The organism is Novosphingobium sp. EMRT-2 (genome assembly GCF_005145025.1).
GTDB lineage: Bacteria > Pseudomonadota > Alphaproteobacteria > Sphingomonadales > Sphingomonadaceae > Novosphingobium.
The window spans coordinates 3,099,386-3,126,197 of the sequence record NZ_CP039695.1; the positions used below are offsets into that span (position 1 = coordinate 3,099,386).

At 66.7% G+C, this 26,812-nt stretch carries 25 protein-coding genes and 2 tRNA genes; 13 read left to right on the forward strand and 14 right to left on the reverse strand.

Translation table 11 applies throughout. The features are described from left to right. The first annotated feature begins 104 nt into the window (after positions 1-104). The 3 genes from obgE to FA702_RS15180 all read left to right on the forward strand — a co-directional run bounded on the left by obgE (position 105) and on the right by FA702_RS15180 (position 3,342). Positions 105-1,166 carry a GTPase ObgE gene (gene obgE / locus FA702_RS15170; RefSeq protein ID WP_136956797.1) on the forward strand — a complete coding sequence of 354 codons (1,062 nt, stop codon included), beginning with the start codon at positions 105-107 and terminating at the stop codon, positions 1,164-1,166. A 108-nt stretch (positions 1,167-1,274) separates the two neighbouring features. Beyond that, complete coding sequence (proB, locus tag FA702_RS15175) at positions 1,275-2,408, forward strand: glutamate 5-kinase (protein WP_136956798.1); 1,134 nt, start codon at positions 1,275-1,277, stop codon at positions 2,406-2,408. 13 nt (positions 2,409-2,421) lie between these two features. Beyond that, on the forward strand, positions 2,422-3,342 hold the full coding sequence (locus FA702_RS15180; protein WP_136956799.1) for an NAD(P)-dependent oxidoreductase: 921 nt from the start codon (positions 2,422-2,424) through the stop codon (positions 3,340-3,342). 182 nt (positions 3,343-3,524) lie between these two features. On the opposite strand, the gene lpdA is transcribed toward FA702_RS15180, so the two are convergent. The 6 genes from lpdA to FA702_RS15210 form a co-directional block, all read right to left on the reverse strand. Next, a complete protein-coding gene (lpdA, locus tag FA702_RS15185; RefSeq protein WP_136956800.1) occupies positions 3,525-4,922 on the reverse strand; it encodes a dihydrolipoyl dehydrogenase in 1,398 nt (465 codons plus the stop codon). 116 nt (positions 4,923-5,038) lie between these two features. Then, on the reverse strand, positions 5,039-6,271 hold the full coding sequence (gene odhB / locus FA702_RS15190; protein ID WP_136956801.1) for a 2-oxoglutarate dehydrogenase complex dihydrolipoyllysine-residue succinyltransferase: 1,233 nt from the start codon (positions 6,269-6,271) through the stop codon (positions 5,039-5,041). 50 nt (positions 6,272-6,321) lie between these two features. Next, positions 6,322-9,162 (reverse strand): 2-oxoglutarate dehydrogenase E1 component, encoded by a 2,841-nt coding sequence (locus FA702_RS15195; RefSeq protein ID WP_136956802.1) that lies wholly within the window; start codon positions 9,160-9,162, stop codon positions 6,322-6,324. Between the two features lie 310 nt (positions 9,163-9,472). Then, positions 9,473-10,435, reverse strand: coding sequence for a malate dehydrogenase (gene mdh, locus FA702_RS15200; protein WP_124809040.1), 963 nt, complete (start codon positions 10,433-10,435; stop codon positions 9,473-9,475). A gap of 859 nt (positions 10,436-11,294) precedes the next feature. Further along, positions 11,295-11,666, reverse strand: a complete 372-nt coding sequence (locus FA702_RS15205; protein ID WP_136956803.1) for a hypothetical protein — start codon at positions 11,664-11,666, stop codon at positions 11,295-11,297. A gap of 34 nt (positions 11,667-11,700) precedes the next feature. Continuing rightward, a complete protein-coding gene (locus FA702_RS15210; protein ID WP_136956804.1) occupies positions 11,701-12,018 on the reverse strand; it encodes a hypothetical protein in 318 nt (105 codons plus the stop codon). A 310-nt stretch (positions 12,019-12,328) separates the two neighbouring features. On the opposite strand from FA702_RS15210, the gene FA702_RS15215 reads away from it, so the two are divergent. Beyond that, positions 12,329-13,288: a DUF808 domain-containing protein gene (locus FA702_RS15215; RefSeq protein WP_136956805.1), complete on the forward strand. Its 960-nt coding sequence runs from the start codon at positions 12,329-12,331 to the stop codon at positions 13,286-13,288. A gap of 35 nt (positions 13,289-13,323) precedes the next feature. Here the strand turns inward: FA702_RS15215 and FA702_RS15220 are convergent, their stop codons facing one another. The 4 genes from FA702_RS15220 to aroA are packed head-to-tail and all read right to left on the reverse strand — an operon-like array spanning position 13,324 to position 16,004. After that, positions 13,324-13,704 carry a PilZ domain-containing protein gene (locus FA702_RS15220; RefSeq protein WP_136956806.1) on the reverse strand — a complete coding sequence of 127 codons (381 nt, stop codon included), beginning with the start codon at positions 13,702-13,704 and terminating at the stop codon, positions 13,324-13,326. 54 nt (positions 13,705-13,758) lie between these two features. After that, entirely contained in the window at positions 13,759-14,400 is a 642-nt protein-coding gene (locus FA702_RS15225) for a d(CMP) kinase (RefSeq protein ID WP_136956807.1), read from the reverse strand. 2 nt (positions 14,401-14,402) lie between these two features. Continuing rightward, positions 14,403-14,651, reverse strand: a complete 249-nt coding sequence (locus FA702_RS15230; protein WP_136956808.1) for a permease — start codon at positions 14,649-14,651, stop codon at positions 14,403-14,405. A gap of 27 nt (positions 14,652-14,678) precedes the next feature. Further along, positions 14,679-16,004, reverse strand: coding sequence for a 3-phosphoshikimate 1-carboxyvinyltransferase (gene aroA / locus FA702_RS15235; protein WP_136957461.1), 1,326 nt, complete (start codon positions 16,002-16,004; stop codon positions 14,679-14,681). 232 nt (positions 16,005-16,236) lie between these two features. On the opposite strand from aroA, the gene FA702_RS15240 reads away from it, so the two are divergent. The 3 genes from FA702_RS15240 to FA702_RS15250 all read left to right on the forward strand — a co-directional run bounded on the left by FA702_RS15240 (position 16,237) and on the right by FA702_RS15250 (position 16,904). Beyond that, positions 16,237-16,554: an FYDLN acid domain-containing protein gene (locus FA702_RS15240; RefSeq protein WP_136956809.1), complete on the forward strand. Its 318-nt coding sequence runs from the start codon at positions 16,237-16,239 to the stop codon at positions 16,552-16,554. A gap of 174 nt (positions 16,555-16,728) precedes the next feature. Next, positions 16,729-16,804 (forward strand) — tRNA-Ala (locus FA702_RS15245). A gap of 24 nt (positions 16,805-16,828) precedes the next feature. After that, positions 16,829-16,904 (forward strand) — tRNA-Lys (locus FA702_RS15250). 73 nt (positions 16,905-16,977) lie between these two features. Here FA702_RS15250 and FA702_RS15255 read toward each other — a convergent pair. Continuing rightward, complete coding sequence (locus FA702_RS15255; RefSeq protein WP_136956810.1) at positions 16,978-17,916, reverse strand: isopenicillin N synthase family oxygenase; 939 nt, start codon at positions 17,914-17,916, stop codon at positions 16,978-16,980. Positions 17,917-17,977: 61 nt separating this feature from the next. On the opposite strand from FA702_RS15255, the gene FA702_RS15260 reads away from it, so the two are divergent. Both FA702_RS15260 and FA702_RS15265 read left to right on the forward strand, forming a co-directional pair. After that, positions 17,978-18,415 carry an EVE domain-containing protein gene (locus FA702_RS15260; protein WP_255504595.1) on the forward strand — a complete coding sequence of 146 codons (438 nt, stop codon included), beginning with the start codon at positions 17,978-17,980 and terminating at the stop codon, positions 18,413-18,415. Between the two features lie 157 nt (positions 18,416-18,572). Continuing rightward, the gene (locus FA702_RS15265) at positions 18,573-18,740 is read left to right on the forward strand and encodes a hypothetical protein (protein ID WP_255504597.1); all 168 of its coding nucleotides are present in this window, start codon (positions 18,573-18,575) and stop codon (positions 18,738-18,740) included. Positions 18,741-18,759: 19 nt separating this feature from the next. On the opposite strand, the gene FA702_RS15270 is transcribed toward FA702_RS15265, so the two are convergent. Beyond that, positions 18,760-20,082, reverse strand: coding sequence for an MFS transporter (locus FA702_RS15270; RefSeq protein WP_136956811.1), 1,323 nt, complete (start codon positions 20,080-20,082; stop codon positions 18,760-18,762). Positions 20,083-20,313: 231 nt separating this feature from the next. On the opposite strand from FA702_RS15270, the gene pgsA reads away from it, so the two are divergent. After that, complete coding sequence (gene pgsA, locus FA702_RS15275; RefSeq protein WP_136957463.1) at positions 20,314-20,907, forward strand: CDP-diacylglycerol--glycerol-3-phosphate 3-phosphatidyltransferase; 594 nt, start codon at positions 20,314-20,316, stop codon at positions 20,905-20,907. Between the two features lie 21 nt (positions 20,908-20,928). Here pgsA and FA702_RS15280 read toward each other — a convergent pair whose 3' ends face one another. Then, positions 20,929-21,825, reverse strand: a complete 897-nt coding sequence (locus FA702_RS15280) for a hydrogen peroxide-inducible genes activator (protein ID WP_136956812.1) — start codon at positions 21,823-21,825, stop codon at positions 20,929-20,931. Between the two features lie 4 nt (positions 21,826-21,829). Continuing rightward, complete coding sequence (rnd, locus tag FA702_RS15285; RefSeq protein ID WP_136956813.1) at positions 21,830-23,041, reverse strand: ribonuclease D; 1,212 nt, start codon at positions 23,039-23,041, stop codon at positions 21,830-21,832. A 142-nt stretch (positions 23,042-23,183) separates the two neighbouring features. On the opposite strand from rnd, the gene aspS reads away from it, so the two are divergent. The 3 genes from aspS to fabF all read left to right on the forward strand — a co-directional run bounded on the left by aspS (position 23,184) and on the right by fabF (position 26,767). Further along, positions 23,184-24,965 (forward strand): aspartate--tRNA ligase, encoded by a 1,782-nt coding sequence (aspS, locus tag FA702_RS15290; RefSeq protein ID WP_136956814.1) that lies wholly within the window; start codon positions 23,184-23,186, stop codon positions 24,963-24,965. Between the two features lie 118 nt (positions 24,966-25,083). Continuing rightward, positions 25,084-25,320 carry an acyl carrier protein gene (locus FA702_RS15295; protein ID WP_028657713.1) on the forward strand — a complete coding sequence of 79 codons (237 nt, stop codon included), beginning with the start codon at positions 25,084-25,086 and terminating at the stop codon, positions 25,318-25,320. Between the two features lie 190 nt (positions 25,321-25,510). Beyond that, the gene (gene fabF / locus FA702_RS15300) at positions 25,511-26,767 is read left to right on the forward strand and encodes a beta-ketoacyl-ACP synthase II (protein WP_136956815.1); all 1,257 of its coding nucleotides are present in this window, start codon (positions 25,511-25,513) and stop codon (positions 26,765-26,767) included. Positions 26,768-26,812: the final 45 nt, after the last annotated feature.

Sequence of the window (26,812 nt, forward strand, 5' to 3'; positions counted from 1 at the left end):
CTTAACCGGCCTCTTGTCGGGTGCTATCAAGAGGTGAGGGCGGCGGCCGCAGCGCCGCGCCGACCTCAATCGAAACAGCGCCCTACCGCCGGACACCAGGACCCATGCATTTTCTCGACCAGGCCAAGATTTTCATCCGTTCGGGCGCCGGCGGCCCCGGCGCGGTCAGCTTCCGGCGCGAAAAATACGTCGAATACGGCGGCCCCGATGGCGGCGAGGGCGGCAAGGGCGGCGACATCGTGTTCGAGGCGGTGGCCGGCCTCAACACCCTGATCGATTTCCGTTACACCCAGCATTTCAAGGCGCAGCGCGGCATGGGCGGCGCGGGCAAGAACCGCACCGGCGCGGGCGGCAACGATCTTGTCATCAAGGTGCCGGTCGGCACGCAGGTGCTCGACGACGATCGCGAGACCGTGCTGGCGGACCTGATCGAGGCGGGCCAGCGCATCACCCTGCTGCGCGGCGGCGATGGCGGGCGCGGCAACGCCAGCTACAAGACCAGCACCAACCGCGCGCCGCGCCAGTCCGGACCGGGCTGGCCGGGGCAGGAAATGTGGGTCTGGCTGCGGCTGAAACTGCTGGCCGATGCGGGTCTTCTGGGCCTGCCCAATGCCGGCAAGTCCACCTTCATCAACCAGATCACCAACACCAAGGCGAAGGTCGGCGCCTATGCCTTCACCACCACGCGCCCGCAACTGGGCGTGGTGCGCCACCGCAACCGCGAATTCGTGCTCGCCGACATTCCCGGCCTGATCGCCGGCGCCGCCGATGGTGCGGGGATCGGCGATCGCTTCCTGGGCCATATCGAACGCTGCCGCGTGCTGATCCACCTGATCGATGTCCACGGCGATACCGATCCGGTGGAAGCGATGCACATCGTCGAGGAGGAACTGGAAGCCTATGGCGCCGGGCTCGATGAAAAGCCGCGCATCGTCGCGCTCAACAAGATCGACCTGGTCGATGCCGAACTGGTCGAGGCGTTCTCGCAGGAACTGCTCGAAGCCGGGGCGGACCGCGTGTTCCCCATTTCCGGCGCGACCGGCAAGGGCATGGACCGCCTGCTCGATGCCGTGCTGGACTATCTGCCCGCCGCCACCGTTACCGAACGCCCCTCGGGCGAGGTGGAGGACGAACAAGACCGCCAGCCCTGGTCCCCGCTGGGGTGACCGCCCGACTGTGATGACGGCGCGGCGGCGGTGGCACGTTCACCCGTGCCGCATTTCGCCCCGATCGCCCTTCACCTCCTGTCACATTTCCCGTAAGCGGCGCGGATCATGAAGATTGCCCAGCTTGCCCATCTGTCCGATCCCGCCACCTGCCCGCGACTGGTGGTCAAGGTCGGGTCCGCGCTGCTTGTCGGCAAGGACGGGCAGCCGCGCCGCGCATGGCTGACCGCGCTGGTCGCGGAAATCGCCGCCGCGCGCGGGCGCGGGCAGGAAGTGATCGTGGTCTCTTCGGGCGCGATCGCGCTCGGCGCCCGCCGGCTGGGGCTGGCCAAGGGCGGGCGCGGCAGCCTGTCCGATGCGCAGGCCGCCGCCTCGGTCGGCCAGATCGCGCTGGCGGGGCTGTGGGCGGAGCTGCTGGGGCAGCACGGCCTTACCGCCGCGCAGATCCTGCTGACGCTGGAAGACCTCGAAGACCGCCGCCGCTATCTCAACGTCACGGCCACGCTCGGCACGCTGCTCGCGGCCGGGGCGGTGCCGGTGATCAACGAGAACGATTCGGTCGCCACGCAGGAAATCCGCTTCGGCGACAACGATCGGCTGGCCGCGCGGGTGGGTCAGGCGGCGGGCGCGCAGGGCGTGCTGCTGCTGTCCGACATCGATGGCCTCTACGATCGCGATCCACGCCAGCCCGGCGCGGTGCGCATCCCCGTGGTGAAGGGCGTCACCCCGGAAATCCACGCCATGGCCACGGGCGGTTCCTCGTCCGGCCTCGGCTCCGGCGGCATGACCTCCAAGCTGCAGGCGGCGGAGATCGCGGAACTGGCCGGCATGGCGCTTGCCATCATCGATGGGCAGCCCGTGGCACCCATCGGCACCGCATTGTCTGCCGATCGCGGCACGCTGTTCCTGCCGCGCGGCCGCCGGCAGGCGCGCAAGGCGTGGCTGGGCGGCAAGCTGCGCGTGCGCGGCTCGGTGGGTGTGGACGAAGGCGCGGTGCGCGCGCTGCGGGGCGGCTCCAGCCTGCTCGCCGCCGGCGTCACCACGGTCGAAGGGCAGTTCCAGCGCGGCGATGCCATCGCCGTGACCGGCCCCGATGGCGCGATCCTGGCGCGGGGCCTTTCCGAATATGATGCCGCCGAATGCGCCCGCCTGCTCGGCCGCCACACACGCGAGCACGAGGCAATCCTGGGCTATGCCCCGCGCAGCGCCCTGATCCACCGCGATCAGATGGTCCTGTTGTGAAGGCGCGCGGCTGATGGCGGGGGAATTGCTGGCGATCACCGGAGCCACCGGCTTCGTCGGGCAGGCCGTGCTCGACCATGCCGCGCGCGCCGGGCTTGAAGTGCGCGCGCTTGCTCGCCGCCCGCAGGAGCCGCGCGCTGGGGTGGAATGGGTGCAGGGCGATTTGGCAGACAAGGCCGCGCTGCGCCGGCTGGTCGGCCGGGCGAGCGTGGTCCTCCACATCGCCGGCGTGGTCAGCGCGCCGGACGAAGCAGGCTTCCGCGAAGGCAACGTTACCGGCACGCTCAACGTCGTGGAGGCCGCGCTCAACGCGGGCGTGCCGCGCCTGGTCCACGTCTCCTCGCTGTCCGCGCGTGAGCCTGGGCTGTCGCTCTACGGCGCGTCGAAGCTGGGGGGGGAGCGCATGGTCAAGGCCAGCTGCCTCGACTGGACGGTCGTGCGCCCGCCCGCGGTCTACGGCCCGCGCGATACCGAGATGTTCGAGCTGTTCAAGCTGGCCCGGCGCGGCGTGGTGCCGCTGCCGCCCGAAGGCCGGCTCTCGATCATTCATGTCAGCGATCTCGCCCGCCTGCTGCTGGCGCTGATCCCCGGCGGCGAGGACGTGACGCACAAGGTGTTCGAGCCGGACGACGGCCAGCCCGGCGGCTGGACCCATGTCGGGCTGGCCAAGGCGATCGGCGTCGCCGTGGGCCGCCGTGTCGCCGCTGTGCCGCTTCCGCCGGGCGTATTGCGGCTGGGCGCGCGGGCGGACCGCCTGTTCCGGGGCAAGGGCGCCAAGCTGACGGAGGACCGCGTCGGCTATATGTGCCACCCGGACTGGCAGGTTACCGACGGCGCCCGCCTGCCCGAACACGTGTGGAAGCCCCAGGTCGAAACTCGCATGGGCCTCCACGCCACCGCTGCCTGGTATCGCGAGGCCGGCTGGATGAAGTGACGACGGTGGGGTGAGCCGCCATTCCCCGCATCGTCATTGCGAGCGCAGCGAAGCAATCCAGGGCGGCGCGCGGAACTCTGGATTGCTTCGCTGCGCTCGCAATGACGATGCCTGTCTCCCAACGAAAAAGCCGCCCGGTTTCCCGGACGGCCTTTCGCGCTTTCGCAGCCTGACGCAGGGCGTCAGATGTGGATCGGCTTGCCGGTCACCGCCATCGCGGCTTCCTTGATCGCTTCCGAATGCGTCGGGTGGGCATGGCAGGTATAGGCGATGTCCTCGCTCGTCGCGCCGAATTCCATCGCCTGTGCCGCCTGCGCGATCATCGTGCCGGCCACGCTGGCGATGCACCACACGCCCAGCACGCGGTCGGTCTTGGCGTCGGCGATCACCTTCACGAAGCCGTCGGGCTCGTGGTTGGTCTTGGCACGGCTGTTGGCGAGCATCGGAAACTTGCCGACCTTGATCTCGCCCCGTTCCTTCGCCGCTTCCTCGGTCAGGCCCACGCCGGCGAATTCGGGCTGGGTATAGACCACGCCAGGGATTACGTCATGGTTCACGATGCCGGTCAGCCCGGCTATGTTCTCGGCCACGGCGATGCCTTCGTCCTCGGCCTTGTGCGCCAGCATCGGGCCGGGGATCACGTCGCCGATCGCCCACACGCCGTCGACGGCGGTGCGGAAATCGTGGTCGGTCTCGATCTGGCCGCGCGCGTTGAGCGAGAGGCCGATCGCGTCGAGGCCCAGCCCGTCCACGTTCGGACGCCGGCCGATGGAGACGAGCACGACATCGGCGTCGAGCACTTCGGCTTCGCCGCCCTTGGCCGGCTCGACCGTGACCTTGGCGGTCTTGCCCTTCACCGTCACCCCGGTCACCTTGGTGCCGAGCTTCAGGGTCATGCCCTGCTTCTTGAAGATCTTGCCGGCTTCCTTGCGCACGTCGCCGTCCATGCCGGGCAGCAACTGGTCGAGGAATTCGACCACGGTCACCTCGGCGCCGAGCCGCCGCCAGACCGAGCCAAGCTCCAGCCCGATCACGCCGCCGCCGATCACTACCATCTTCTTCGGCACGGAGGCCAGTTCCAGCGCGCCGGTGCTGTCCACCACCACGCCGCCGGCGTTGTCGATGGTCACGCCCGGCAGCGGGGTGACCGACGAGCCCGTGGCGATCACCACGTTCTTGGCCGTCACCGTCTTGCCGGCAACCTCCACGCTGTGCGCATCCTTGAACGTGGCGTAGCCCTTCAGCCAGTCGACCTTGTTCTTCTTGAACAGGAACTCGATGCCGCCGGTCAGGCCCTTCACCGCGTCCTTGCGCTGGCCCTGCATGGTGTCGAGGTCCAGTTCGGGCGTCACCTTGATGCCCATCTTGGCCATCGCGCCGTTCTTGGCCGCATCGAAGTATTCCGAGGCGTGCAGCAGCGCCTTCGACGGGATGCAGCCCACGTTGAGGCAGGTTCCGCCCAGCGTTTCGCGCCCTTCGGCGCAGGCGGTCTTCAGGCCAAGCTGCGCCGCGCGGATCGCCGCGACATAGCCGCCGGGGCCGGCACCGATGACAAGCACGTCATAGTCGTATTCAGCCATTTCGGCCTCCGTGGCGCGCGTCCTTCGACAGGCTCAGGACGAACGGAATCTGGATAGTCCGGCCGCGCGACATCCGCTCATCCTGAGCCTGTCGAAGGATGCGCGCGGGCGTCACCTCAAAGGTCGATCAGCAGACGCGTCGGGTCCTCGATCGCTTCCTTGATCGTCTTCAGCGCGGTCACGGCTTCGCGGCCGTCGATGATGCGGTGGTCATAGGTCAGCGCGATGTACATCATCGGGCGGATCACGATCTGCCCGTTGCGCACCACCGGGCGGTCCTCGATGCGGTGCAGGCCCAGCACGGCGGACTGCGGCGGATTGATGATCGGGGTGGACATCAGCCCGCCGAACACGCCGCCGTTGGAGATGGTGAACGTGCCGCCGGCCATGTCGGCCATGGTCAGCGCGCCGTCACGCGCCTTCTTGCCGTAGTCGGCGATGGCCTTCTCGATGTCGGCGAAGCTCATCTTGTCGACATCGCGCACCACCGGCACGACCAGACCGTTCGGGGCCGAGACCGCGACCGAGATGTCGACGTAGTCGAAATAGACGATTTCTTCCCCCTGGATCTGCGCGTTGACCGAAGGGATGTCCTTCAGAGCCAGCACCGATGCCTTGGCGAAGAAGCTCATCAGGCCCAGCTTCACGCCGTGCTTCTTCTCGAACACGTCCTTGTACTTGGCGCGTGCTTCCATCACCGCGCCCATGTCCACGTCGTTGAACGTGGTGAGCAGGGCGGCGGTTTCCTGCGCGCTCTTCAACCGCTTGGCGATCGTCTGGCGCAGGCGCGTCATCTTGACGCGTTCCTCGTTGCGGCCGGCGGTCGGCGCGGCGGCGGGCGCTGCAGCCGGGGCAGGGGCCGAAACAGCGGCGGCGGGCGCTGCCTGCTTGGCCTGCGCTGCGGAAAGGACGTCTTCCTTGGTCAGGCGGCCATCCTTGCCGGTGCCTTTGACGGTCGAGGGGTCGATCCCGTGTTCCAGCACTGCGCGGCGCACGGCGGGCGAAAGCACGGCGGCATCGGCATCGGCGGTGGTGGCGGCGGGAGCCGAAGCAGCGGCGGGGGCCGGAGCAGGGGCCGGGGTCGCAGCTGGAGCGACGGCGGCAGCGGAGCCGCCTTCCTCGATCACCGCCAGCAGCGCGCCGACCGAAACGGTATCGCCTTCGGCCACCATCAGCTGGCCGATCACGCCGGCAGCCGGGGCGGGGACCTCCACCGCGACCTTGTCGGTCTCAAGGCTGGCGATGGGCTCGTCCACGGCCACGGTGTCGCCCGGCTTCTTCAGCCACTGGCCTACGGTCGCTTCGCTGACGCTTTCACCGAGCGTCGGAACCTTCACTTCGATGGACATTGCTTGGTATTCCTTGGGAAGAATGGGGGGCTAGGCTGCGAGGGCGGGCTTCAGGCCTTCTTCTTGCGCCGGATTTCATCGCGAACGGAAAGGCCCAGCGCGTCGGCGACGAGCGCCGCCTGTTCGGCCGCGTGCCGCTTGGCAAGGCCGGTGGCGGGCGAGGCCGCCGCGTGGCGGCCGGCATAGCGCGGACGCGCCACCTTGCTCTTGGCGTCCTTCAGCGATTCCTCGATCAGCGGATCGACGAAGAACCACGAACCATTGTTGCGCGGTTCCTCCTGGCACCACACCACGTCCTCCAGCTTGGGCATCCGCGCCAGGCGCGCGGCCAGTGGCTCGCCGGGGAAGGGGTAGAGCTGTTCGAGCCGGATGATCTGCACGTCGTCCAGCCCGGCCGCGTCGCGTGCCTCGATCAGGTCATAGGCGACCTTGCCGCTGCACAGCACCACGCGGCGCGTCTTGTCGTCGGGCGAACCGTTGGTGTCCGACAGGATGCGCATGAAGTGCCCGTCGCCGATGAAGTCGGCGGCGGAGGACTTCGCCAGCGGATGCCGCAGCAGCGACTTGGGCGTCATGATGATCAGCGGCTTGCGGAACGGCCGGTGCATCTGGCGGCGCAGGACGTGGAAGTAGTTGGCCGGCGTCGTGATGTTGCAGACCTGGATATTGTCTTCCGCGCAAAGCTGCAGATAGCGTTCGAGGCGGGCGGACGAATGCTCCGGACCCTGCCCTTCGTAGCCGTGCGGCAGCAGCATCACCAGGCCGTTGGCGCGCAGCCACTTGGCCTCGGACGCGGCGATGTACTGGTCCATCACGATCTGCGCGCCGTTGGCGAAATCGCCGAACTGCGCTTCCCACAGCACCAGCGTCTTCGGGTCGGCGCTGGCGTAGCCGTATTCGAAGCCCAGCACGCCGTATTCGGACAGCGGGCTGTCGTGCACCTCGAAGCGGCCGTGCGGCAGCGTGGCCAGCGGCACGAACTTGTGCTCGTCGGTCTGGTCAACCCACACCGCGTGGCGCTGGCTGAACGTGCCGCGGCCGGAATCCTGTCCGGAAAGGCGCACGTTGAAGCCCTCGGTAACAAGGCTGCCATAGGCCAGCGCCTCGCCGGTGGCCCAGTCGAAGCCTTCGCCGGTCGCGAACATCTGGCGCTTGGCGTCGATCACGCGGCCCAGCGTCTTGTGGATGGTCAGGTCGTCGGGCACGGTGGTCAGCACACGGCCAAGGCTTTCGAACAGCTTGCGCTCGATCCCCGTGGCCACGTTGCGGCGCGCGGTGACCGGATCGGCCGGCTTGTTGAGGCCCGACCAGCGTCCGCCGAACCAGTCGGCCTCATTGGCCTTGTAGGTGTTGGCCGCCTGGAATTCGGATTCCAGCGTCGCGGTGAAGCGGTCCTCGTTTTCGCCCTTCCAGTCCTTGTCGATCACGCCCTGCTCGACCAGACGGTCGGCATAGAGCGCCGATACCGGCGGATGCTGGCGGATCTTGGCGTACATCAGCGGCTGGGTGAAGCCGGGCTCGTCGCCTTCGTTATGGCCGAAGCGGCGATAGCACCACATGTCGATCACGATGTCGCGGCCGAACTGCTGGCGATAGTCGATCGCCAGCTTGCAGGCGAAGGTCACCGCTTCGGGATCGTCGCCGTTGACGTGGATGATCGGCGCCTGCACGCCCTTGGCCACGTCCGAAGGGTAGGGCGATCCGCGCGAGAACTGCGGGCTGGTGGTGAAGCCGATCTGGTTGTTGATGATGAAGTGCAGGCACCCGCCGGTGTTGTAGCCGCGCACGCCCGAAAAGCCGAAGCATTCCCACACGATACCCTGGCCGGCGAAAGCGGCGTCGCCGTGGATCAGCACGGGCAGCACCTGCTTGTGCTTGCCCTTGCCGATATCGTCGCGGAACGCCTGCTGCGCGCGCGTCTTGCCCAGCACCACCGGGTCCACCGTTTCCAGGTGCGACGGGTTGGGCTGCAGGCTCATGTGCACCTTGATCCCGTCGAACTCGCGGTCGGTGCTGGTGCCGAGGTGGTACTTCACGTCGCCCGATCCGCCCACGTCCTCGGGGTTGGCGGTGCCCCCTGAGAATTCGTGAAAGATCACGCGGTATGGCTTGGCCATCACGTTGGCCAGGATGTTCAGGCGGCCGCGATGGGCCATGCCATAGATGATCTCGCGCACGCCAAGCTGGCCGCCATACTTGATGACCGCTTCCAGCGCCGGAATCATCGATTCGCCGCCGTCCAGGCCGAAGCGCTTGGTGCCGACGTACTTCTTGCCCAGGAACTTCTCGTACTGTTCGCCGCGGATCACGGCAGCCAGGATCGCCTTCTTGCCGTTGGGCGTGAAGTCGATCGCCTTGTCGCCGCCTTCGATGCGGTCCTGGATGAAGCGGCGCTCCTCCACGTCGGCGATGTGCATGTACTCGAAGCCGATCTTGCCGCAGTAGTTCTGGCGCAGGATGTCGACGAGCTGGCGGAAGGTGGCCCATTCCAGCCCCAGCGCGCCGCCGAGATAGACCTTGCGGTCCAGTGCGGTGCCGCTGATGCCGTGGTATTCGGGCGAAAGGTCGGCCGGCAGTTCCTGCCTGGCCAGGCCCAGCGGATCGAGGTTGGCCGCCAGATGGCCTCGCACGCGGAACGTGCGAATCAATGTCATGGCGCGGATCGAATCCGATGCCGCCTGTTCCAGCGCGGCTTCGTCCAGCGCGGGCGCGCCGGGCTTCTTGGCGGCCTTTTCCACCACCAGCCGCAGCGCCATCGGGTCGAGCGCCTGGGTCAGGTCATCGCCCTGCGCGGCATCGGTGATCGGCCAGCGCTTGCTCTGCCACGAAGGGCCTTGCTGCGGGCCTTCCTGGCTGGGATCGACGTCGAATTCGTGCAGTTCTTGGCCCATGGTCTCGGTCCAGTCCTTTCCCCGGGGAGGAGGGGATCAGTCAGCCCCCGAACGGCGGGAGCATCAGGGATGCGGCGTCCCGGCTTGCGGCCGGGTGGCGACCGGTGGAATATAGGCAGTCCGCCCGTGTTCCGCGAGATCGCCGGATGAAAGATGGTCCCCATTCTTCGGGATGGGTTCGTCCGTGGTGCGGAAGGTCCGCGAAAGCGGCTTATGCCGCGATAATCCTAAACAGTCGTATCGCCGGGCGTGGCAGTTGCCCGATCGACCCCGCGCGCCGGATGGGAGCGCGGGGTCGCCAGGGAAGCGATCAGGCCAGCGAGCCGTCGATGCCCTTGCAGGCCACCAGCAGTTCCTTGACCGCGTCGACCGAAACCTGGAGGTTGGCCTTGGCCGCGTCGTCGAGGCTGATCTCGATGACCTTTTCCACGCCGCCCGCGCCGATCACCACCGGCACGCCCACGTAGAGGCCGTCAACGCCATAGGCGCCGTCGACATAGGCCGCGCAGGGCAGCACGCGCTTCTGGTCGCCCAGATAGGCTTCGGCCATGGCGATGCCCGAGGCGGCGGGGGCATAGAACGCCGAACCGGTCTTGAGCAGGCCGACGATTTCGCCGCCGCCCGAACGGGTGCGCGCCACGATCGCGTCGATCTTTTCCTGGGTGGAGGCGCCCATCTTGATGAGGTCGGTGACCGGGATGCCGGCGACGGTCGAATATTCGACCACCGGAACCATGGTGTCGCCGTGGCCGCCGAGCACGAACGAGTTCACGTCGCGCACCGAAACGCCGAATTCCCAGGCCAGGAACGTACTGAAGCGCGCCGAATCGAGCACGCCCGCCATGCCCACCACCTTGTTGTGCGGCAGGCCGGAGAATTCGCGCAGCGCCCAGACCATCGCGTCGAGCGGGTTGGTGATGCAGATGACGAAGGCGTCGGGCGCGTTGTCGCGGATGCCTTCGCCCACGGCCTTCATGACCTTCAGGTTGATGCCCAGCAGGTCGTCGCGGCTCATGCCCGGCTTGCGGGCCACGCCGGCGGTGACGATGATGACGTCCGCGCCCGCGATGTCCTTGTAATCGTTGGTGCCGATGATGCTGGCGTCGAAGCCCTCGACCGGGCCGCACTGCGAAAGGTCGAGCGCCTTGCCCTGCGGAACGCCCTCGACGACGTCGAACAGGACGATATCACCCAGTTCCTTCTGGGCGGCGAGGTGGGCCAGAGTGCCACCGATATTGCCTGCGCCGATGAGTGCGATCTTCTTGCGTGCCATGCTTTACGGTCCTTTCCCCGTAGACGCGGGACAAACGCTCAAGCAACCGCCTCTCAGCCCTCCCGCGTCCCGCGTGCCGGGAAGGGTGCCTGACGGGTAAAACGGCCCGTAGGCCCGCTTTTTGGCGAAAGCAACCGCGAAAAAGGTATGATTGCCAAGGTTTTTGTGATAACAGTTCGCAATAGCAAGTGAAGCGCTGCGGCGCTGTTTCCGAGTCTCGCGATCAGCCTGAACGGCGAATGAATCCGGTGGTGGGAATGGCGCGGGAACGGTGGGGGCTGCGTGTGTCGGTCGCCATGGAAGACGGCTTCACGCTCTCGTTGAGGGCGGCGCCGACAACGGCACGGTCATAGGAAAGCGAAGGTGGCAAAAATCGCCGCTAAACCAAACGCGCCAGCCCAGATAAGCAGCTGAAATCCGAACGAATGCCATAAGGACCCCTGTGCCGCACGGTGCTGCAAGACGGCTGCTCCGAGAGTCGCAGCGATCATTATTGCGGCAAAGGAAAGCGCGGGGTTTTCCGGAGATCGCAGAGCGTCCGCAATGACCGCGAGTACGATCATGGTTGGCGGCACCAAAAAGCTAGCACCTCTTCTCGTTCGACTATCGCGACGATTCTTCCGCTGAACACCTAGCCATTCGGGTTCGCCAATTCGTTCGGGCGGCAGTTGCATCTTTGCATATTGAACTCGCACGTTCCCTTCCGCAACCTAATGCGCGGGTTACGTACGGATTGACCAAAGCGGTAAATTCCCGGGACGGTCACCCAAATCCCCAAACCGTTCGTCCTGAGCTTGTCGAAGGACGCGCGTACGGTCCGGTTCTGGCGGCGGTCATCGCGCCGGCGCCAACAGCCACGTCAATCAAAGATATCGCCAACCTTGGTCCGCGTGCCTTCCGCCGTCGGCTGCGGTTTATCGTCGGCGCTGAAGGCGATCGCCTTCCTGACACGCCAATCCGCCAGCCATGCCAGTCCGAAACTGAGCACCAGCGCCGCGCCACCGGCCATGCTGAAAACCACCAAAAGCCGGTCTAGTAATTCTTGCCGGCTCTCTCCGTCTTGGAGAAGGTACATAAGCGGGAAAGCGATCATTACCACAGCCGGTTTGACCACAACGTCAAATGCCGGGTCGCCGTTAATCGCGCAAGTTACGGCCAGTGCCAGATATATCAGAAAGAACGTCAGCGGAATGGCGCTGATGAGAGCGGCGATCGTCGCGTTTCTGGACATATCCAACCCGGCCCCGCGCCGCACCCGGCCGTTCCTACCGCGCCCGCGCCTGCTGGCGGCGGAAGGCGCGGGCCATGCGGTGGTCCAGCATGTCGCACACCGCGATCCACCATTCGGCGCTTTCCCGGTCGCCCCGGCATTCCGCTTCGCGGGCGGCTTCGCAGGCGCGCGCGGCCGCGGCAAGGCCGTGCGTGCCGAACAGGCGCAGCGCCCCGTCGACCAGCGAATCCGCCTGCAGGTCCTGCCCGGTGCGCGGCGCGCCGTTATCGTTCGCCGCCCGGATCGGTCCCCGCCGCGCCGGCCGCACGAGGCAGGGCGAGATGATTCCGTAGCGGGGGGCAAAACGCAGCATGGGCGACCAATCTCTCCTTGATGTCGCCGTTGTGGCGACCATCCGTATCGATCCTGCGGTTCTACCCCTATGCCGCTAACGGAGCGTTGGGCGACAAGGTATAGGAGACATTAAGGCTGTTTCGCGGGCCATCCTCCCTGCCGGCAAAACAGTGGCACGGCGTTCCGAAACAACCGTATCGGATGAAATACCCATGCCAGCGCGCCCATCCTAGCCGGTTTCGCCGCGCCTGCCCGTTGTTCCGTCTTGCGATAATCCGCCAGCCTGTCCACACCGGGCGGGCCAACTCCTTTCAGGGACGTCATTTTTCATGCCATCGGGCCTGGTCGCGCTGCTTGACGATGTTTCGGTGATCGCCCGCGCGGCGGCCGCCTCGCTGGACGATGTGAGCGCGGCGGCGGGCAAGGCCGGGGCCAAGGCGGCGGGCGTGGTGATCGATGACGCGGCGGTCACGCCGTCCTACGTCACCGGCTTCACGCCCGATCGCGAGCTGCCGGTGATCTTCCGCATCGCGCGCGGCAGCCTGCGCAACAAGCTGCTGTTCCTGCTGCCGATCGCCTTGATCCTCAGCGAATTCCTGCCCGGCGCGGTGGTGCCGCTGCTCATGCTGGGCGGGCTGTACCTGTCGTTCGAAGGCGCCGAAAAGGTGATGGAAAAGCTTGGCGGCGACAAGCATGGCGAAACGCTGGACGGTCCCGTCGGCGATGTTGCCGCGTTCGAACGGCAGCGGGTGGCGGGCGCGGTGCGCACCGATTTCATCCTGTCGGCGGAGATCATGGCGATCGCGCTGGCCGAAGTCAGCGGGCAGGGCCTGATCGCGCGCGCGGTCATCCTTGCGATCGTGGGCATTCTCATCACCATCGCGGTCTATGGCGCGGTCGGCGTGATCGTGAAGATGGACGATGTCGGCCTTCATCTCGCCAAGCGGCCGGGCGCGGGGGCGATGACGCGACAGTTCGGGCGAATGCTTGTCGCGGCGATGCCGCGCGTGATGGGGCTGCTGGCGACAGTTGGCACGGCGGCGATGCTGTGGGTTGGCGGGGGCATCCTGCTCCACGGAGCCGACGAATTGGGGTTCCATCATCCGGCGACCCTGGCGCACGGCATCCAGCACGCGGTGCAGGCCGGCGTGGGGCCGGGGGTATGGGGTGGCGTTGCCGGTTGGCTGACCTATGCCGGGGTCTCGGCGGTGGTCGGGCTGGTCGCGGGCACCGTGCTGGCGATGGTGGTCCACCTCGTCGGCGCCATGCGTCGCCGCGCGGGGGATTGATCCGCCCGCCCAGCATACGTCACAGCCGGAACGCGTCAGCAGTAAGCGGGCCGCAGCGTGCGCAGAGCGTCCAGTCCGCTGGCGATAGAGGGGCGGGCCTGGCCCAGCGCATAGCCGGCGACCAGCTCGGCAAAGGCGTCCTCGCCGAGCGGAGTCGCAAATTCGAGGCCGGACGACATCGGTTCGGACCAGACCACAAACGCCGTGGTCGCAGGCTGATCGGGCAGGAACAGCGTCAGCCCCTCGCCGATGTGCAGTTCGGCGATACCGGCGATGCGGGCGCCATGGGTTGTCAGGTCCTTAAGCATGGCCGTTGACCGAACCAGCCCGTGCTTCACGCGGACGGGCAGCTCGAAACCGATGCGCCGCGCGCGGCGCTTGTGCAGATGGGCCATCTCTTCCCGGTCAATCCACATTTTCGCCTCCACGCCGTTAACCACAATCGCAGGACGGCGGCGGTGGCGTGGATTTCAGGGGCGGGCCGAAATATTTCCGGCCGCCTGCCCGTCGACCAGCGCGATCGCGGCGGCAATGGCCACTTCGGGCGGCATCGCGGAGGTATCGAGCAGCGCCGCGCCTTCGGCTTGCCGCAACGGGGCTTCGGCACGGGTGCTGTCGCGCTCGTCGCGCCGGGCGAGGTCCGCCTCGATCGCCTCGCGGCTCACGTCCTGCCCGCGTTCGCGCATTTCCTTCCAGCGCCGCAGCGCCCGCGCCGCCACGCTGGCCGTCACGAACAGCTTTGCGTCGGCTTCCGGCACGATCACCGTGGCGATGTCGCGCCCGTCGAGCACCGCGCCGCCGGGCTGGTGCGCGAACGCGCGCTGCCGCTCCAGCAGCGCGGCGCGCACGGCGGGGTGGACGGACACGCGGCTGGCAAGGCTGCCGGTTGCCTCGCTGCGCAGTTCCGGCTCGGCGAGCAGCGCTTCGGGAAACGCCGTGGCCGCCAGCGCGTCCTCGGCCTTGTCCGGATCGCCGCCGGCGTGCACCACCTGCCAGCCCACCGCGCGATAGAGCAGCCCGGTGTCGAGATGCGGCAGGCCATAGTGCCGGGCCAGCGCCCTGGCGATGGTGCCCTTGCCCGATGCGGTGGGGCCGTCGACGGCGATGATCACGGTTATGCTCTCCGGTTGCGGAAGGCCTTGACCAGCCCCCAGATGGCGATCGCGGCCCAGAAGAATTCGAGGACGAACGATGCCGGGTTCATGTGCACCAGCAGCGACAGCGTCAGCAGCCCCGCGCCGACCAGGTTCACGCCGTGCTGGACGAACGGGTTCGGCGCTTGCTGCCGGGTGGTATAGGCATAGGCAAAGATGATGCAGGCCATCCCCGCGAAGCCCGCGATGTTTGCGCCAGTGTCTGTCATGCGGTGTCCGTCATGCGGTATCCGTCATCACGCCGCCTGCATCGCCCCGGCGAGCAGCGCCTCGAACGTGGGGAAGCTGGTGGCGATGGGACGGGTGTCGTCCACTTCGACCCCGGCTTTGCTCGCCAGGCCCGCCACGGCCATGGCCATGGCGATGCGGTGGTCGAGGTGCGTGACGACCGGATGATTGGCGCCGCCGCGCAGCGGATCGCCGCCGGTGCCGTCGATAATCAGCCCGTCCTCGGTCTCGCGCACCGTCGCGCCGGCCAGTTCGAGCGCGGCGCGCATCGCGGAAATGCGGTCCGATTCCTTGACGCGCAGCTCCTCAAGGCCCGTCGTCACCGTGCGGCCCGTGGCCAGCGCGGCGGCGACGAACAGCACCGGGAACTCGTCCACCATGCTGGGCACGACGGCGGGATCGACCGCGATGCCGGTCAGCGGCGAATGCCGCACGCGCAAGTCCGCGACCGGCTCGCCGCCCACGTCGCGAGCGTCCAGTTCCTCGATGCTGCCGCCCATCTGGCGCAGCACGTCGAACAGCGCCGCGCGTGTGGGATTGAGCCCGACGTTCTCGATCACCAGATCGGACCCCGGCACCAGCAGCGCCGCCACGGCGAAGAATGCGGCGGACGAAGGATCGCCGGGCACGTCGATCACCTGCGGCTTCAGGTCCGCTTCGCCGCGCAGGCGGATCACGCGAGCGCCTTCACCGTCGATCTCGACGGTCAGCTCCGCGCCGAAGCCGCGCAGCATACGTTCGGAATGGTCGCGCGTCGGCACCGGCTCGATCACCGTGGTCGTGCCCGGCGTGTTGAGGCCGGCGAGCAGCACCGCGCTCTTTACCTGCGCCGAGGCGACGGGAAGGCGGTATGCGATCGGCACGGCCGGCGCCGCGCCCTGGACCATCAGCGGCAGGCGGCCGCCGGGATAGGCGGTGAACGTCGCGCCCATTTCGGACAGCGGCGCGATCACCCGGCCCATCGGGCGCTTGGACAGGCTGGCATCGCCGGTGAAGCATGCCGTGATCGGATGGCTGGCGACAAGGCCCATCAGCAGGCGCGTGGAGGTGCCCGAATTGCCCATGTCGAGCGCCTGCGCCGGTTGCAGCAGCGCGCCCACGCCCACGCCGTTGATCCGCCATTCACCGGGACCGGTGCGTTCGATGTCCGCGCCCATCGCGCGCATCGCGGCGGCGGTGGACAGCACGTCCTCCCCTTCCAGCAGGCCGGTGACGCGGCTTTCGCCGACAGCCAGCGAGGACAGCATCAGCGACCGGTGGCTGATCGACTTGTCGCCCGGCACGCGGATGCGGCCACGCAGCGGGCCGGTGGCGGTGAAGCGGCGGGGGCGCATCTGCGCAGGATCGGCAGCGGTCACGTCGGGGTCTTCCTGGCGGGTCTTGGTATCGGGCGGATCGGGCGGGGCCGGGGCCTTTGCGAACGCGGGCTTTTGACAGCGCCATCGCGCTATGGCAAGGCGCGCGACCGATTGGTGCCCGGTGGCTTGATTTTGGCGGCGCGGGTGACCATCAAGCACAAGTTTCCGGCCTGCGGCTTTCCGCCGCCGGCAAGATCGAGGACATTTCATGGTCAAGCCTGAATGGGGCGCCAAGCACACCTGCCCGAAGTGCGGCACCCGCTTCTACGACCTGGGCAACGCGGACCCGGTCACCTGCGTCGAATGCAAGTACGCTTGGCAGCCCGAGCCGGTGCTGAAGTCCAAGCAGCCGATTCCCTATGAGGAAATCCAGAAGGAGAAGGTCGAGGCCGACGCCGACGTCGATCTGGCCGACGAGGATCTGGATATCGACGAGGACGGCGATTCGCCCGACAACGACGTTGACCTGGGCGGCGACGATGATCTGGGCGTGCCCGGTCACGACGACGAAGTCGACGAAAACTGAGTTCTGGCCGGAGCTTCCCGCCGCGCGTTTGCGGGTGTGGAAGCTCCGGTCACAAAATTGCGGCGGCGGCGAAAATTGCTCTTGCCAGCCGCGCGGGCCTCACTTAAAGGCCCGGCTCCCGGCAGGGCAACTGCCGGACGGAGCGCCTCCCAGGGCGTTTCCGCTGGATACCGTGGGGCCGTAGCTCAGCTGGGAGAGCGCTACAATGGCATTGTAGAGGTCAGGGGTTCGATCCCCCTCGGCTCCACCATCCCCCCGTTTCGATCACGGGAATGGACGCATAGCTCAGTTGGTAGAGCAGCTGACTCTTAATCAGCGGGTCCTAGGTTCGAGCCCTAGTGCGTCCACCATCCCCTTTCCATCCCGACATTTCGAAGCCGCTGCGCGCGATCGGTCCGGCGTGAACCGACCGCGCCTTACCGCCTACTTTTTCAGGCCGATTTCGCGCAGGCGCTCCTGCAGGTAATCGTCGGCGGTGATCGATACCGGATAGCGGTCCGGGTTGTCGGCCGTGATGCACCCAGGCAGCGTGTGGAACGCGAAGTCGCTGCGCAGGTGCAGGAAGAAGGGCATCGAATAGCGGCTGAACGCGGCGCGCGGGCCTTCGGGATTCCGGACGCGGTGCGTGGTCGATGGCAGCACGTGGTTGGTCAGGCGCTGCAGCATGTCGCCGATGTTGACGACGAGCGCGCCGTCGGGCGGGGAGATGCCGATCCAGCGCCCGTCCTTGGTCAGCAGTTCGAGGCCCGCTTCCTCCGCGCCCAGCAGCAGCGTGATGAGGTTGATGTCCTCGTGCGCGCCGGCGCGGATCGCGCCGCCTTCGGCCGCGGGCACCGGCGGATAGTGCAGCAGGCGCATGACCGAGTTGCCGTCCGCGATGGCGGGGTCGAACCAGTGTTCATCCAGCCCCAGCCACACCGCTATGCGCGCCAGGATGCGCGCGCCGGTCTGGTCGAACGCGGCGTAGAGCGCCTCGAACGTTTCGCGGAAGCCTTCCGGCCGGGCGGGCCAGATGTTGGGCGGCATCGACGTGGTGGCGAGCGGGTGGCCGGCGGGCAGATCGCGCCCGACGTGCCAGAACTCCTTGAGGTCGCGCGCCTTGGCACCCTTGGCGATTTCCACACCGAACGGGGTATAGCCGCGCGCGCCGGCAAGGCCATCGAGGAAGTAGGAGCGCTTCTCCTCCTCGGGCAGGGCGAAGAAGGCTTCGGTCAGTTCCCAGGCCCGGGCGATCAGGGCCGGATCGATGCCATGATCCCGCACCATGGCGAATCCGAAGGTCTGGAAGCTTTCGCCCAGATCGCGGGAAAGCGCGGCCGGATCGCTTTCGAGCGAGAGCACCGGCAAAGTTTCGAGGTTCATGATATTCCTGTGCGCAAATTGCGGTTATGAGGCCCGCATACCCGGTTTGCGGAAGGCTTTCATGATCAAAATCAAGGATGGGATGGCGCTTTGGCTGATGAAGTCGGAACCCGATGCCTATAGCTGGGACGATCTTGTCGCCGAAGGCGAGGGGACGTGGGACGGCGTGCGCAACCATCTGGCCGCGCGGAACCTGCGCACGATGAAGGAGGGCGATCTCGCTTTTTTCTACCACTCCAATATCGGGCTGGAGATCGTGGGCGTGATCACCATCAGCAAGGGCGGCATCACCGATCCGACCGATCCGCAGGGCAAGTGGGCCGCGGTCAAGGTCAAGCCGGTCGAAAAGCTGAAGCGCCCGGTCACGCTCAAGCAGATCAAGGCAACGCCGGAACTGGCCGACATGGACCTGATCCGGCAATCGCGCCTGTCGGTGTCGGCGGTGAAGCCGGACGAATGGGCGCGGATCATCGCCATGTCGGAAGCCGCCACCGCATAACTGTCCCGCTCCGGCACTGTGCCAAAAAGCGACGCGGAACCGGGGATCACAGTGGTGAACAAGGCGTTAAAGCGGCGTCATGGAAACGTCGCTTCGCCCCCAGTTCGGTCTTCGCAAAACATCCGGTCATCCGTTTCGGCGACGCCTGCCGGCGCGGGTGCTCCGCGCGCTGCCGGTATTCGAGCCGGAAGTGCTGGAAGCGATGCGCCGCGCCGAGCTGCGCTCGAAGCCCGTCGATCCGCGCCATATCACCCGGCAGGACGTCAAGGACTTCCTGATCGCCTATTGCGCCTGCTTCGTCGCCATCATGGCCTGGATCGCCTGAACGGGCGGATTGCCGCGCCTCAGGCCGGGGAAGCCTCGTCGGCGCATGCGCGTTCGGCGCTGTAGAGCAACTGGCCCAGCCAGGCGGATACCAGACACATCGCCGCGCCCAGCAGCAACTGGTCGATCAGCGCCACCTTGGCCGCGCTGAGGCCCGCCGCCAGCGCGGCGCCCACCACCATCGCGCCGGAATTGACGATGTTGTTGGCTGCGATCGTGCGCGCGGTTTCCGACTTGTCGACCACGGTGGTGAGAAACGCATAGAGCGGCACCACGAACATGCCGCCGGCCACCGCGATGCCGAGCAGCGAAAGCAGCAGCGGCACGGCCATGGGATGATGGACGAAGGTGCCCACGTTCATCAGCAGCCCGTCCTCGGGCGGCGTCCAGGCCCGGCAGACGAAGTGGAAGGCCACGATGAACAGGCCCATCGCGATCACCGACCACGGCGAATAGCGGGCCGATACCGTGCCCTTGAGCAGCGCGTTGATCGAGACCGAGCCGATGGCGACGCCGATCGAGAACACCACCAGGAACAGGCTGGCCACTTCCTTGCTGGCGCTGAGCACGTTCTTGGCGAGCGGCGGGAACTGGATGAACAGCACCGCGCCGATCGTCCAGAAGAAGCTGATCGCCATGATCGCCAGAAACACGCGCCGGTGCCGGGTGGTGTTGCGGATCAGCGTGATCGAGGAACGCCAGATGTGGTAGTCGAGCGGCTGCGCGGCGGTGAGCGGCTCCGCCGGGGGAACCTGCCGCCCTGCCAGATAGCCGATCATGGCGGTGACGATCACGCCGCCCGCGGCCCATTCGACCGGAATCCATCCCGCCAGGATCGTGCCTGCCAGGATCGCCAGATAGGTGCCCGCCTCGACCAGCCCGGTGCCGGCCAGCACTTCGTTGGCGTGGAGGTGCTGCGGCAGAATCGCGTACTTGATCGGGCCGAAGAAGGTGGAATGCACTCCCATGGCCAGCAGCGCGGCCAGCATCAGCGGAATGGCGGCGGTGTGGATGGCGATGCCCTTCCACGCCAGCGCCAGGCCGGCGCCACCCGCCAGCATGATCAGGATCTCGCAGAACTTGATGATGCGGATGATCCGCGCCTTGTCGCGCATGTCGGCGAGCTGACCGGCCAGCGCCGAAAGCAGGAAGAACGGCAGGATGAACAGCGCCGAGGCTATCGCGGAGAAGCGCGCCTCTTCGGCTTCGGAGTTGTAGATGCTGTAAACCACGTACAGCACCATCGCATTCTTGAAGAGATTATCGTTGAACGCGCCCAGCAACTGCGTGACGAACAAGGGCAGAAAACGGCGCGTATGAATGAGATGCGTCGATGTCGTCATACTTTCTGGCCAAGCATCCCCGTTCGCCGCAGACCCTTACCGCCATGACCGGCACGGGCAAGGGGCAAACGCACGTTTCGCACAGGCCGGAGGCGATTCCGGCATGGGCGGCCATGCGGGTGTCCCGTTGCGGGCCAGGCCTCGTTGCAGTTTCGCGTGATGTTTCCGTGACGGCAGAAAATTCCGGACGGGAGGTTTCGCGTTACGGCAGAGCATCGTATGGCAGGGTCGATGCTGACGCTGCCCAACATCCTGACGCTGTCGCGCATTGTCACCGTTCCGGTGCTCGCCGCGCTGTTGTGGTTCCCCCACTGGCCGCTCGGTTACGGGATCGGTTTCGCGGTCTATTGCCTGATGGGAATCACCGACTATTTCGACGGCTATCTGGCGCGGGCGCAAGGCGCGGTGTCGAAGCTCGGCATCTTCCTCGATCCGATCGCGGACAAGATCATGGTTGCGGCGGTCATCCTCGTGCTGACCGCGCAGGGCGTGCTGACTGGGCCTTATGTGGGCGACATGCACGTGATCGCGGGGCTGGTTATCCTGCTGCGCGAGATCGCCGTGTCGGGCCTGCGCGAGTTCCTGGGCGGCATCCAGGTCTCGGTGCCGGTGTCCAAGCTCGCCAAATGGAAGACGACGTTCCAGATGGTGTCGCTGGGGGCACTGATCCTGGGCGGCGCGCTGCCGGGCTGGACGGCGACGCTGGGCGGCTTCACTTTCAACCTGCCGCACACCGTGGGGCTCACCACGCTGTGGGGCGCGGCCGCGCTGACGCTGGTGACCGGGTGGGATTATCTGCGGGTGGGCCTCAAGCACATGGACTGACGCTGGCCAGCCGGCATCGTTTCAGCCGGCCCGCAGCTCCTGCGCCAGCAGCCTGAACTCTTCGCCCCGCGGCGAATTCTTGCGCCAGACCAGCGCGATCTCGCGCCAGGCATGGTTGGCCTGTAGCGGGCGCGCGACGATGTCGGTATCGTGAAGAATGCCCGCCTCGACCGCCATTTCGGGCAGCATGGTCAGGCCCAGCCCGTTATCGACCATCTGCACCAGGGTGTGCAGCGACGTGCCGATCATCGTCGCGCTGGCGCGCAGTTCCGGGCGGTTGCACGCGGCCAGCGCGTGTTCCTTCAGGCAGTGCCCGTCTTCCAGCAGCAGCAGGCGATTCTCGTCGATGATGCTGGGCGGAACGCTGGCCGGCGGATCGCGCGGATCGTCCTTGGGGAAGGCGACATAGAGCCGGTCGTTGAACAGATGCTCCGATTCCACTTCGCCGGTGGGGAAGGGCAGGGCCAGCAGCACGCAGTCCGCGCGCCCGTGGTGGAGCGATTCGATCGCCGCCGCGCTTGGCTCCTCGCGCAGGAACAGGCGCAGTTGCGGACGTTCCTTGCGCAGGCGCGGCAGGATGCGCGGCAGCAGGAACGGCGCGATCGTGGGAATCACGCTCATGCGCAGTTCGCCGGCCAGCGGCGCGCCGTGCGACTGGACGAGTTCGGACAGCTCCTCCGCCTCGCGCAGCAGCCGGTGCGCCTTGGCGACGACCTGGTTGCCCAGCGGCGTGAAGCGGACGACGCGGCGGGTGCGTTCGACCAGCGTCACGCCCAGCAGCGTTTCCAGTTCGCGCAAGCCCGCCGACAGCGTGGACTGCGAGACGAAGCACGCATCCGCCGCGCGGCCGAAGTGGCCGTGTTCGTGCAGGGCGACGAGATACTGGAGCTGCTTGAGCGTGGGCAGGTAGGTGGACATGCGCTCAATCGATATGCGCGACCGGCTCGGCCGTGCTGCCGCCGCCGATGTCGTCGATGTGCGCCATCTTGAGCTTGCCGCCCACGACCGCGAAGGCCAGCTTGCCCTCGACGAGATCGAGCGCGTCGCGCCCGAACTGTTCGAAGCGCCATCCTTCCAGGATCGGCAGGTTGCGCCGCTGCCCGGCGGCCAGCGCCTCCAGATCGTCGCTGCGCGCCAGCAGGCGGGCGGCGATGTCGATCTCGCGGCTGCGGATCTTGAGTAGCAGCTTGAGCAGGTCGGCCACCAGTGCGCCTTCCTTGCCCAGCGGCGCGCCGCGCGGCGCCTTGGGCGGCATTTCGGCTTCGGTCAGCGGCTTCGCCTCGGCGAGCGTTTGCATCAGGCGGCGGCCGATCTCGTTGTCCTTCCATCCGCTCGAAAGCCCGCGCACCTTGGCGAGTTCGTGCTGTTCGCGCGGGGGGTGGCTGGCGATGTCGGCCAGCGTTTCATCGCGCATGATGCGGCCGCGCGGAATGTTCTTGTCCATCGCCTCGGCCTCGCGCCAGGCGGCGATGGCGCGCATGCGGCCCAGCACGGCGGGATTGCGGCTGGGTGGGCGGATTTTCTGCCACACGGTCTGCGGATCGGATTTGTAGTTGGCCGGGTCCGCCAGCTTTTCCATCTCGATGTCGAGCCATTCGCCGCGCCCGGTCTTGATGAGGCGCTTGAGCAGCTTGGGAAAAATCTTCGACAGGTGCGTCACGTCGCCGATCGCGTATTCGATCTGCCGTTCGGTGAGCGGCCGGCGCGACCAGTCGGTGAAGCGCGCGCCCTTGTCGATCGACAGGCCCAGCCAGCTTTCGACGAGGTTGGAATAGCCGATCTGTTCCGATTGGCTCACCGCCATCATCGCGATCTGCGTGTCGAAGATCGGGTGCGGGGTCTTGCCGGTGAGGTTGTAGATGATCTCCACGTCCTGCCCGCCGGCGTGGAAGACCTTGAGCACGTCCTCATTGTCCACCAGCAGGTCGAGCAGCGGGGAAAGGTCGATTCCCGGCGCCAGCGGATCGACCGCGGCGGCTTCCTCGGTATTGGCGATCTGCACCAGGCAGAGTTCGGGCCAATAGGTGTTCTCGCGCATGAATTCCGTGTCGACGGTGACGAAATCGGACTTCGCGAGGCGTTCGCACAAGGCGGCGAGAGCGTCGGTGGTGGTGATCAGCGAATGTATCTTCATCGATCTTTTCTTTTTGGCCCCGTCCCCTTCGGGGGCCTGTGGATGGACCCGTGCGGGTCCTCGGCTTGACAAAATGACGGCTATCGCCTGTTAGCCGCGCATATCCCCCTGCCTTATTGCAGACCGATTGGAAAGACCTTCGATGCACCTTTACCGTTCCCATACCTGCGGCGCCCTCTCGCGCGAGCATGTCGGCCAGGTGGTTCGCCTTTCCGGCTGGGTCCATCGCAAGCGCGATCACGGCGGCGTGCTGTTCGTTGATCTGCGCGATCACTACGGCATGACCCAGATCGTCGCCGATGCCGACAGCGCGGCGCTGCCGCTGCTGGAAGGGCTGCGCGTGGAAAGCGTGGTGACGATCGACGGCGAAGTGAAGGCGCGCGCCGAAGGCACCGTCAACGCGAACCTGCCGACCGGCGAGATCGAGGTCTTCGCCCGGTCCGCCACGGTGCTGTCGGCGGCGGAGGAGCTGCCGATGCCGGTAGCCGGCGAGCAGGAATACCCGGAGGACATCCGCCTCAAGTTCCGCTTCCTCGACTTGCGCCGCGAAACGCTGCACGCCAACATCGTCAAGCGCACGAAGGTCATTTCGGACATGCGGCGGCGCATGGAAGCCGCCGGCTTCACCGAATATTCGACGCCGATCCTCACCGCGTCCAGCCCCGAAGGCGCGCGCGACTTCCTGGTGCCGAGCCGCATCCATCCCGGCAAGTTCTATGCGCTGCCGCAGGCGCCGCAGCAATATAAGCAGCTGCTGATGGTGGCGGGCTTCGACCGCTATTTCCAGATCGCCCCGTGCTTCCGCGACGAGGATCCGCGCGCCGACCGTCTGCCTGGCGAGTTCTACCAGCTCGACCTGGAAATGAGCTTCGTGACGCAGGAGGAAGTCTGGGAGACGATGGAGCCGGTGATCGGCGGCGTGTTCGAGGCGTTCGCGGAAGGGCGCCCGGTCACCCCGATCGGCCAGTTCCCGCGCATCCCCTACAGCGAGGCCATGCTTAAGTACGGTTCGGACAAGCCGGACCTGCGCAACCCGCTGATCATCACCGACGTTTCCGCGCACTTCACGCAGTCCGGGTTCGGCCTGTTCGAGAAGATCGTGGGCACGGGCGGCGTGGTCCGCGCCATTCCGGCGCCGGGCACGGCCGACAAGAGCCGCAAGTTCTTCGACGACATGAACGACTGGGCGCGCGGCGAAGGCTTCGCGGGGCTTGGCTACGTCACCCGCAAGGGCGGCGAGTTTGGTGGTCCGATCGCCAAGAATCACGGCACGGAAGGCATGGAGAAGCTCTACGCCGAACTCGGCCTGGGGGCGGATGACGGCCTGTTCTTCGCGGCTGGCAAGGAAGACCAGGCGGCCAAGCTCGCGGGCCTGGCCCGCAACCGCGTGGGCGAACAGCTCGGCCTGATCGACAAGGACCGGTTCGACCTGTGCTGGATCGTCGATTTCCCGTTCTACGAATGGGACGAGGAGAACAAGAAGGTTGAGTTTAGCCACAACCCGTTCTCGATGCCGCAGGGCGGGCTTGAGGCGCTGAACACGCAGGACCCGCTGACGATCAACGCCTTCCAGTACGATCTCGTGTGCAACGGCTACGAGATCGCGTCCGGCTCGATCCGCAACCAGTCGCCCGAGACCATGGTCAAGGCGTTCGAGCTGGTGGGCCTGTCGAAGGAGGACGTCGAGGAGCGTTTCGGCGGGCTTTACCGCGCGTTCCAGTATGGTGCGCCGCCGCACGGGGGCATGGCTGCCGGCGTGGATCGCATCGTCATGCTGATCTGCGGCGTGCAGAACCTGCGCGAAATCTCGCTGTTCCCGATGAACCAGCGCGCGGAGGACCTGCTGATGGGCGCGCCTTCGCCGGCGGGCCTCAAGCAGCTGCGCGAACTGCATGTCCGCGTGGTGGAACCGTCAAAGGGATGACGATGGCCCGTGGGGTGCTTGCGGCATCGCCGTTCACGCCCTACTTGCCAGCCAGCATTCCGCACATTAGGGCGAAAGCCGAAACAAAAGCCAACCGCTTTCCTTCGAAGGGGCATTTATGAGCGATACCGCCGACCGCGTTAAGAAGATCGTTGTCGAGCACCTCGGCGTCGAGGCCGACAAGGTCACCGAAGACGCCAGCTTCATCGACGACCTGGGCGCTGATTCGCTCGACATCGTCGAGCTGGTCATGGCCTTCGAGGAAGAATTTGGCGTCGAGATCCCCGACGACGCGGCGGAGAAGATCTCCACCGTTTCTGACGCGATCAAGTACATCGACGAAAACAAGGGCTGATCAGGCTCTTACAGATTATCCCCGTCTGCCCTGCGCTTGTCGAAGGGCTGTCCTTTTTCCCGGACTCCCGGCCGGAAAGTGAAGGACGGGGCCTCGACAGGCTCAGCCCGCAAGGGGTCTGGGCCTGTTGTGCTTGAAAGTGCCCGGCCAGCGATGGGCCGGGGCGCGAATGGAAGTTTCGGAGAATATCATGCGTCGTGTGGTCGTAACCGGACTGGGCCTCGTCACTCCGCTCGGAGCCGACGTCGAAACCGTGTGGAAAAACCTGCTGGCCGGAAAATCCGGCGCGGGGCCGATCACGAAGTTCGACACGACCGGCCAGAAGTGCCTGATCGCCTGCGAAGTGAAGCCGGCGGACCATGAATATGGCTTCGATCCGGGCAAGCGCGTCGATCACAAGATCCAGCGCCAAGTCGATCCGTTCATCGTCTATGGCATCGATGCCGCCGGGCAGGCGCTGGAAGACGCCGGCCTTGCCGATATGGATGACGATCTGAAGCTGCGCACCGGCTGCTCGATCGGTTCGGGCATCGGCGGCTTGCCGGGCATCGAAAGCGAATCGATCGTCCTGCACGAGAAGGGGCCGGGCCGGGTTTCCCCGCACTTCGTGCATGGCCGCCTGATCAACCTGATCTCGGGCCAGGTGTCGATCAAGTACGGCCTGATGGGGCCGAACCACGCCGTTGTCACCGCCTGCTCCACCGGCGCTCATTCGATCGGCGATGCTGCGCGGATGATCAAGGACGGCGATGCCGACGTGATGCTGGCGGGTGGTGCGGAAAGCACGATCAACCCGCTGGGCGTGGCCGGCTTCGCGCAGGCGCGCGCGCTCAACTGCAGCTACAACGACCGCCCCGAGCAGGCCAGCCGCCCCTATGACAAGGACCGCGACGGCTTCGTGATGGGCGAGGGCGCGGGCGTGGTGGTGCTGGAAGAGTACGAGCACGCCAAGGCGCGCGGCGCGAAGATCTATGCCGAAGTCGTCGGCTATGGCCTGTCGGGCGACGCCTACCACGTCACCGCGCCGCATCCGGAAGGCAAGGGCGCCGAACTCGCCATGCGCATGGCGCTGCGCAAGGCCGGCATGGAGCCGGGCGACATCGACTATGTCAACGCCCATGGCACGTCGACGATGGCCGACACGATCGAACTCGGTGCGGTCAAGCGCGTGCTGGGCAATGACTTGGGCGGCGCTTCGATGAGCAGCACCAAGTCCGCCATCGGCCACCTGCTGGGCGGTGCCGGCGCGGTGGAAGCGATTTTCTGCATCCTCGCCATTCGCGACCAGATCGTGCCGCCGACGCTGAACCTCGACAATCCCGACGAGGGGACCGAGGGTGTGGACCTGGTGCCGCACCATGCCAAGAAGCGCACCGTGCGCGCCGCGCTCAACAACAGCTTCGGGTTCGGTGGCACCAATGCCAGCCTGATCGTGAAAGCGGTCTGAGCAGGCGTCGGCGTGGCGTCCGCGGCAAAGCAGGAAGCTGGGCCG

Coding starts and splice junctions, on each gene's coding strand:
- FA702_RS15220 (WP_136956806.1), bottom strand. CDS start 13,704: ATGTGGATTGACCGGGAAGAGATGGCCCATCTGCACAAGCGCCGCGCG.
- FA702_RS15180 (WP_136956799.1), top strand. CDS start 2,422: ATGGCGGGGGAATTGCTGGCGATCACCGGAGCCACCGGCTTCGTCGGG.
- odhB (WP_136956801.1), bottom strand. CDS start 6,271: ATGTCCATCGAAGTGAAGGTTCCGACGCTCGGTGAAAGCGTCAGCGAA.
- FA702_RS15255 (WP_136956810.1), bottom strand. CDS start 17,916: ATGAACCTCGAAACTTTGCCGGTGCTCTCGCTCGAAAGCGATCCGGCC.
- FA702_RS15195 (WP_136956802.1), bottom strand. CDS start 9,162: ATGGGCCAAGAACTGCACGAATTCGACGTCGATCCCAGCCAGGAAGGC.
- FA702_RS15210 (WP_136956804.1), bottom strand. CDS start 12,018: ATGCTGCGTTTTGCCCCCCGCTACGGAATCATCTCGCCCTGCCTCGTG.
- fabF (WP_136956815.1), top strand. CDS start 25,511: ATGCGTCGTGTGGTCGTAACCGGACTGGGCCTCGTCACTCCGCTCGGA.
- lpdA (WP_136956800.1), bottom strand. CDS start 4,922: ATGGCTGAATACGACTATGACGTGCTTGTCATCGGTGCCGGCCCCGGC.
- FA702_RS15260 (WP_255504595.1), top strand. CDS start 17,978: ATGATCAAAATCAAGGATGGGATGGCGCTTTGGCTGATGAAGTCGGAA.
- FA702_RS15205 (WP_136956803.1), bottom strand. CDS start 11,666: ATGTCCAGAAACGCGACGATCGCCGCTCTCATCAGCGCCATTCCGCTG.
- FA702_RS15240 (WP_136956809.1), top strand. CDS start 16,237: ATGGTCAAGCCTGAATGGGGCGCCAAGCACACCTGCCCGAAGTGCGGC.
- aspS (WP_136956814.1), top strand. CDS start 23,184: ATGCACCTTTACCGTTCCCATACCTGCGGCGCCCTCTCGCGCGAGCAT.
- FA702_RS15230 (WP_136956808.1), bottom strand. CDS start 14,651: ATGACAGACACTGGCGCAAACATCGCGGGCTTCGCGGGGATGGCCTGC.
- FA702_RS15295 (WP_028657713.1), top strand. CDS start 25,084: ATGAGCGATACCGCCGACCGCGTTAAGAAGATCGTTGTCGAGCACCTC.
- aroA (WP_136957461.1), bottom strand. CDS start 16,004: ATGCGCCCCCGCCGCTTCACCGCCACCGGCCCGCTGCGTGGCCGCATC.
- pgsA (WP_136957463.1), top strand. CDS start 20,314: ATGCTGACGCTGCCCAACATCCTGACGCTGTCGCGCATTGTCACCGTT.
- obgE (WP_136956797.1), top strand. CDS start 105: ATGCATTTTCTCGACCAGGCCAAGATTTTCATCCGTTCGGGCGCCGGC.
- proB (WP_136956798.1), top strand. CDS start 1,275: ATGAAGATTGCCCAGCTTGCCCATCTGTCCGATCCCGCCACCTGCCCG.
- mdh (WP_124809040.1), bottom strand. CDS start 10,435: ATGGCACGCAAGAAGATCGCACTCATCGGCGCAGGCAATATCGGTGGC.
- FA702_RS15270 (WP_136956811.1), bottom strand. CDS start 20,082: ATGACGACATCGACGCATCTCATTCATACGCGCCGTTTTCTGCCCTTG.
- rnd (WP_136956813.1), bottom strand. CDS start 23,041: ATGAAGATACATTCGCTGATCACCACCACCGACGCTCTCGCCGCCTTG.
- FA702_RS15280 (WP_136956812.1), bottom strand. CDS start 21,825: ATGTCCACCTACCTGCCCACGCTCAAGCAGCTCCAGTATCTCGTCGCC.
- FA702_RS15215 (WP_136956805.1), top strand. CDS start 12,329: ATGCCATCGGGCCTGGTCGCGCTGCTTGACGATGTTTCGGTGATCGCC.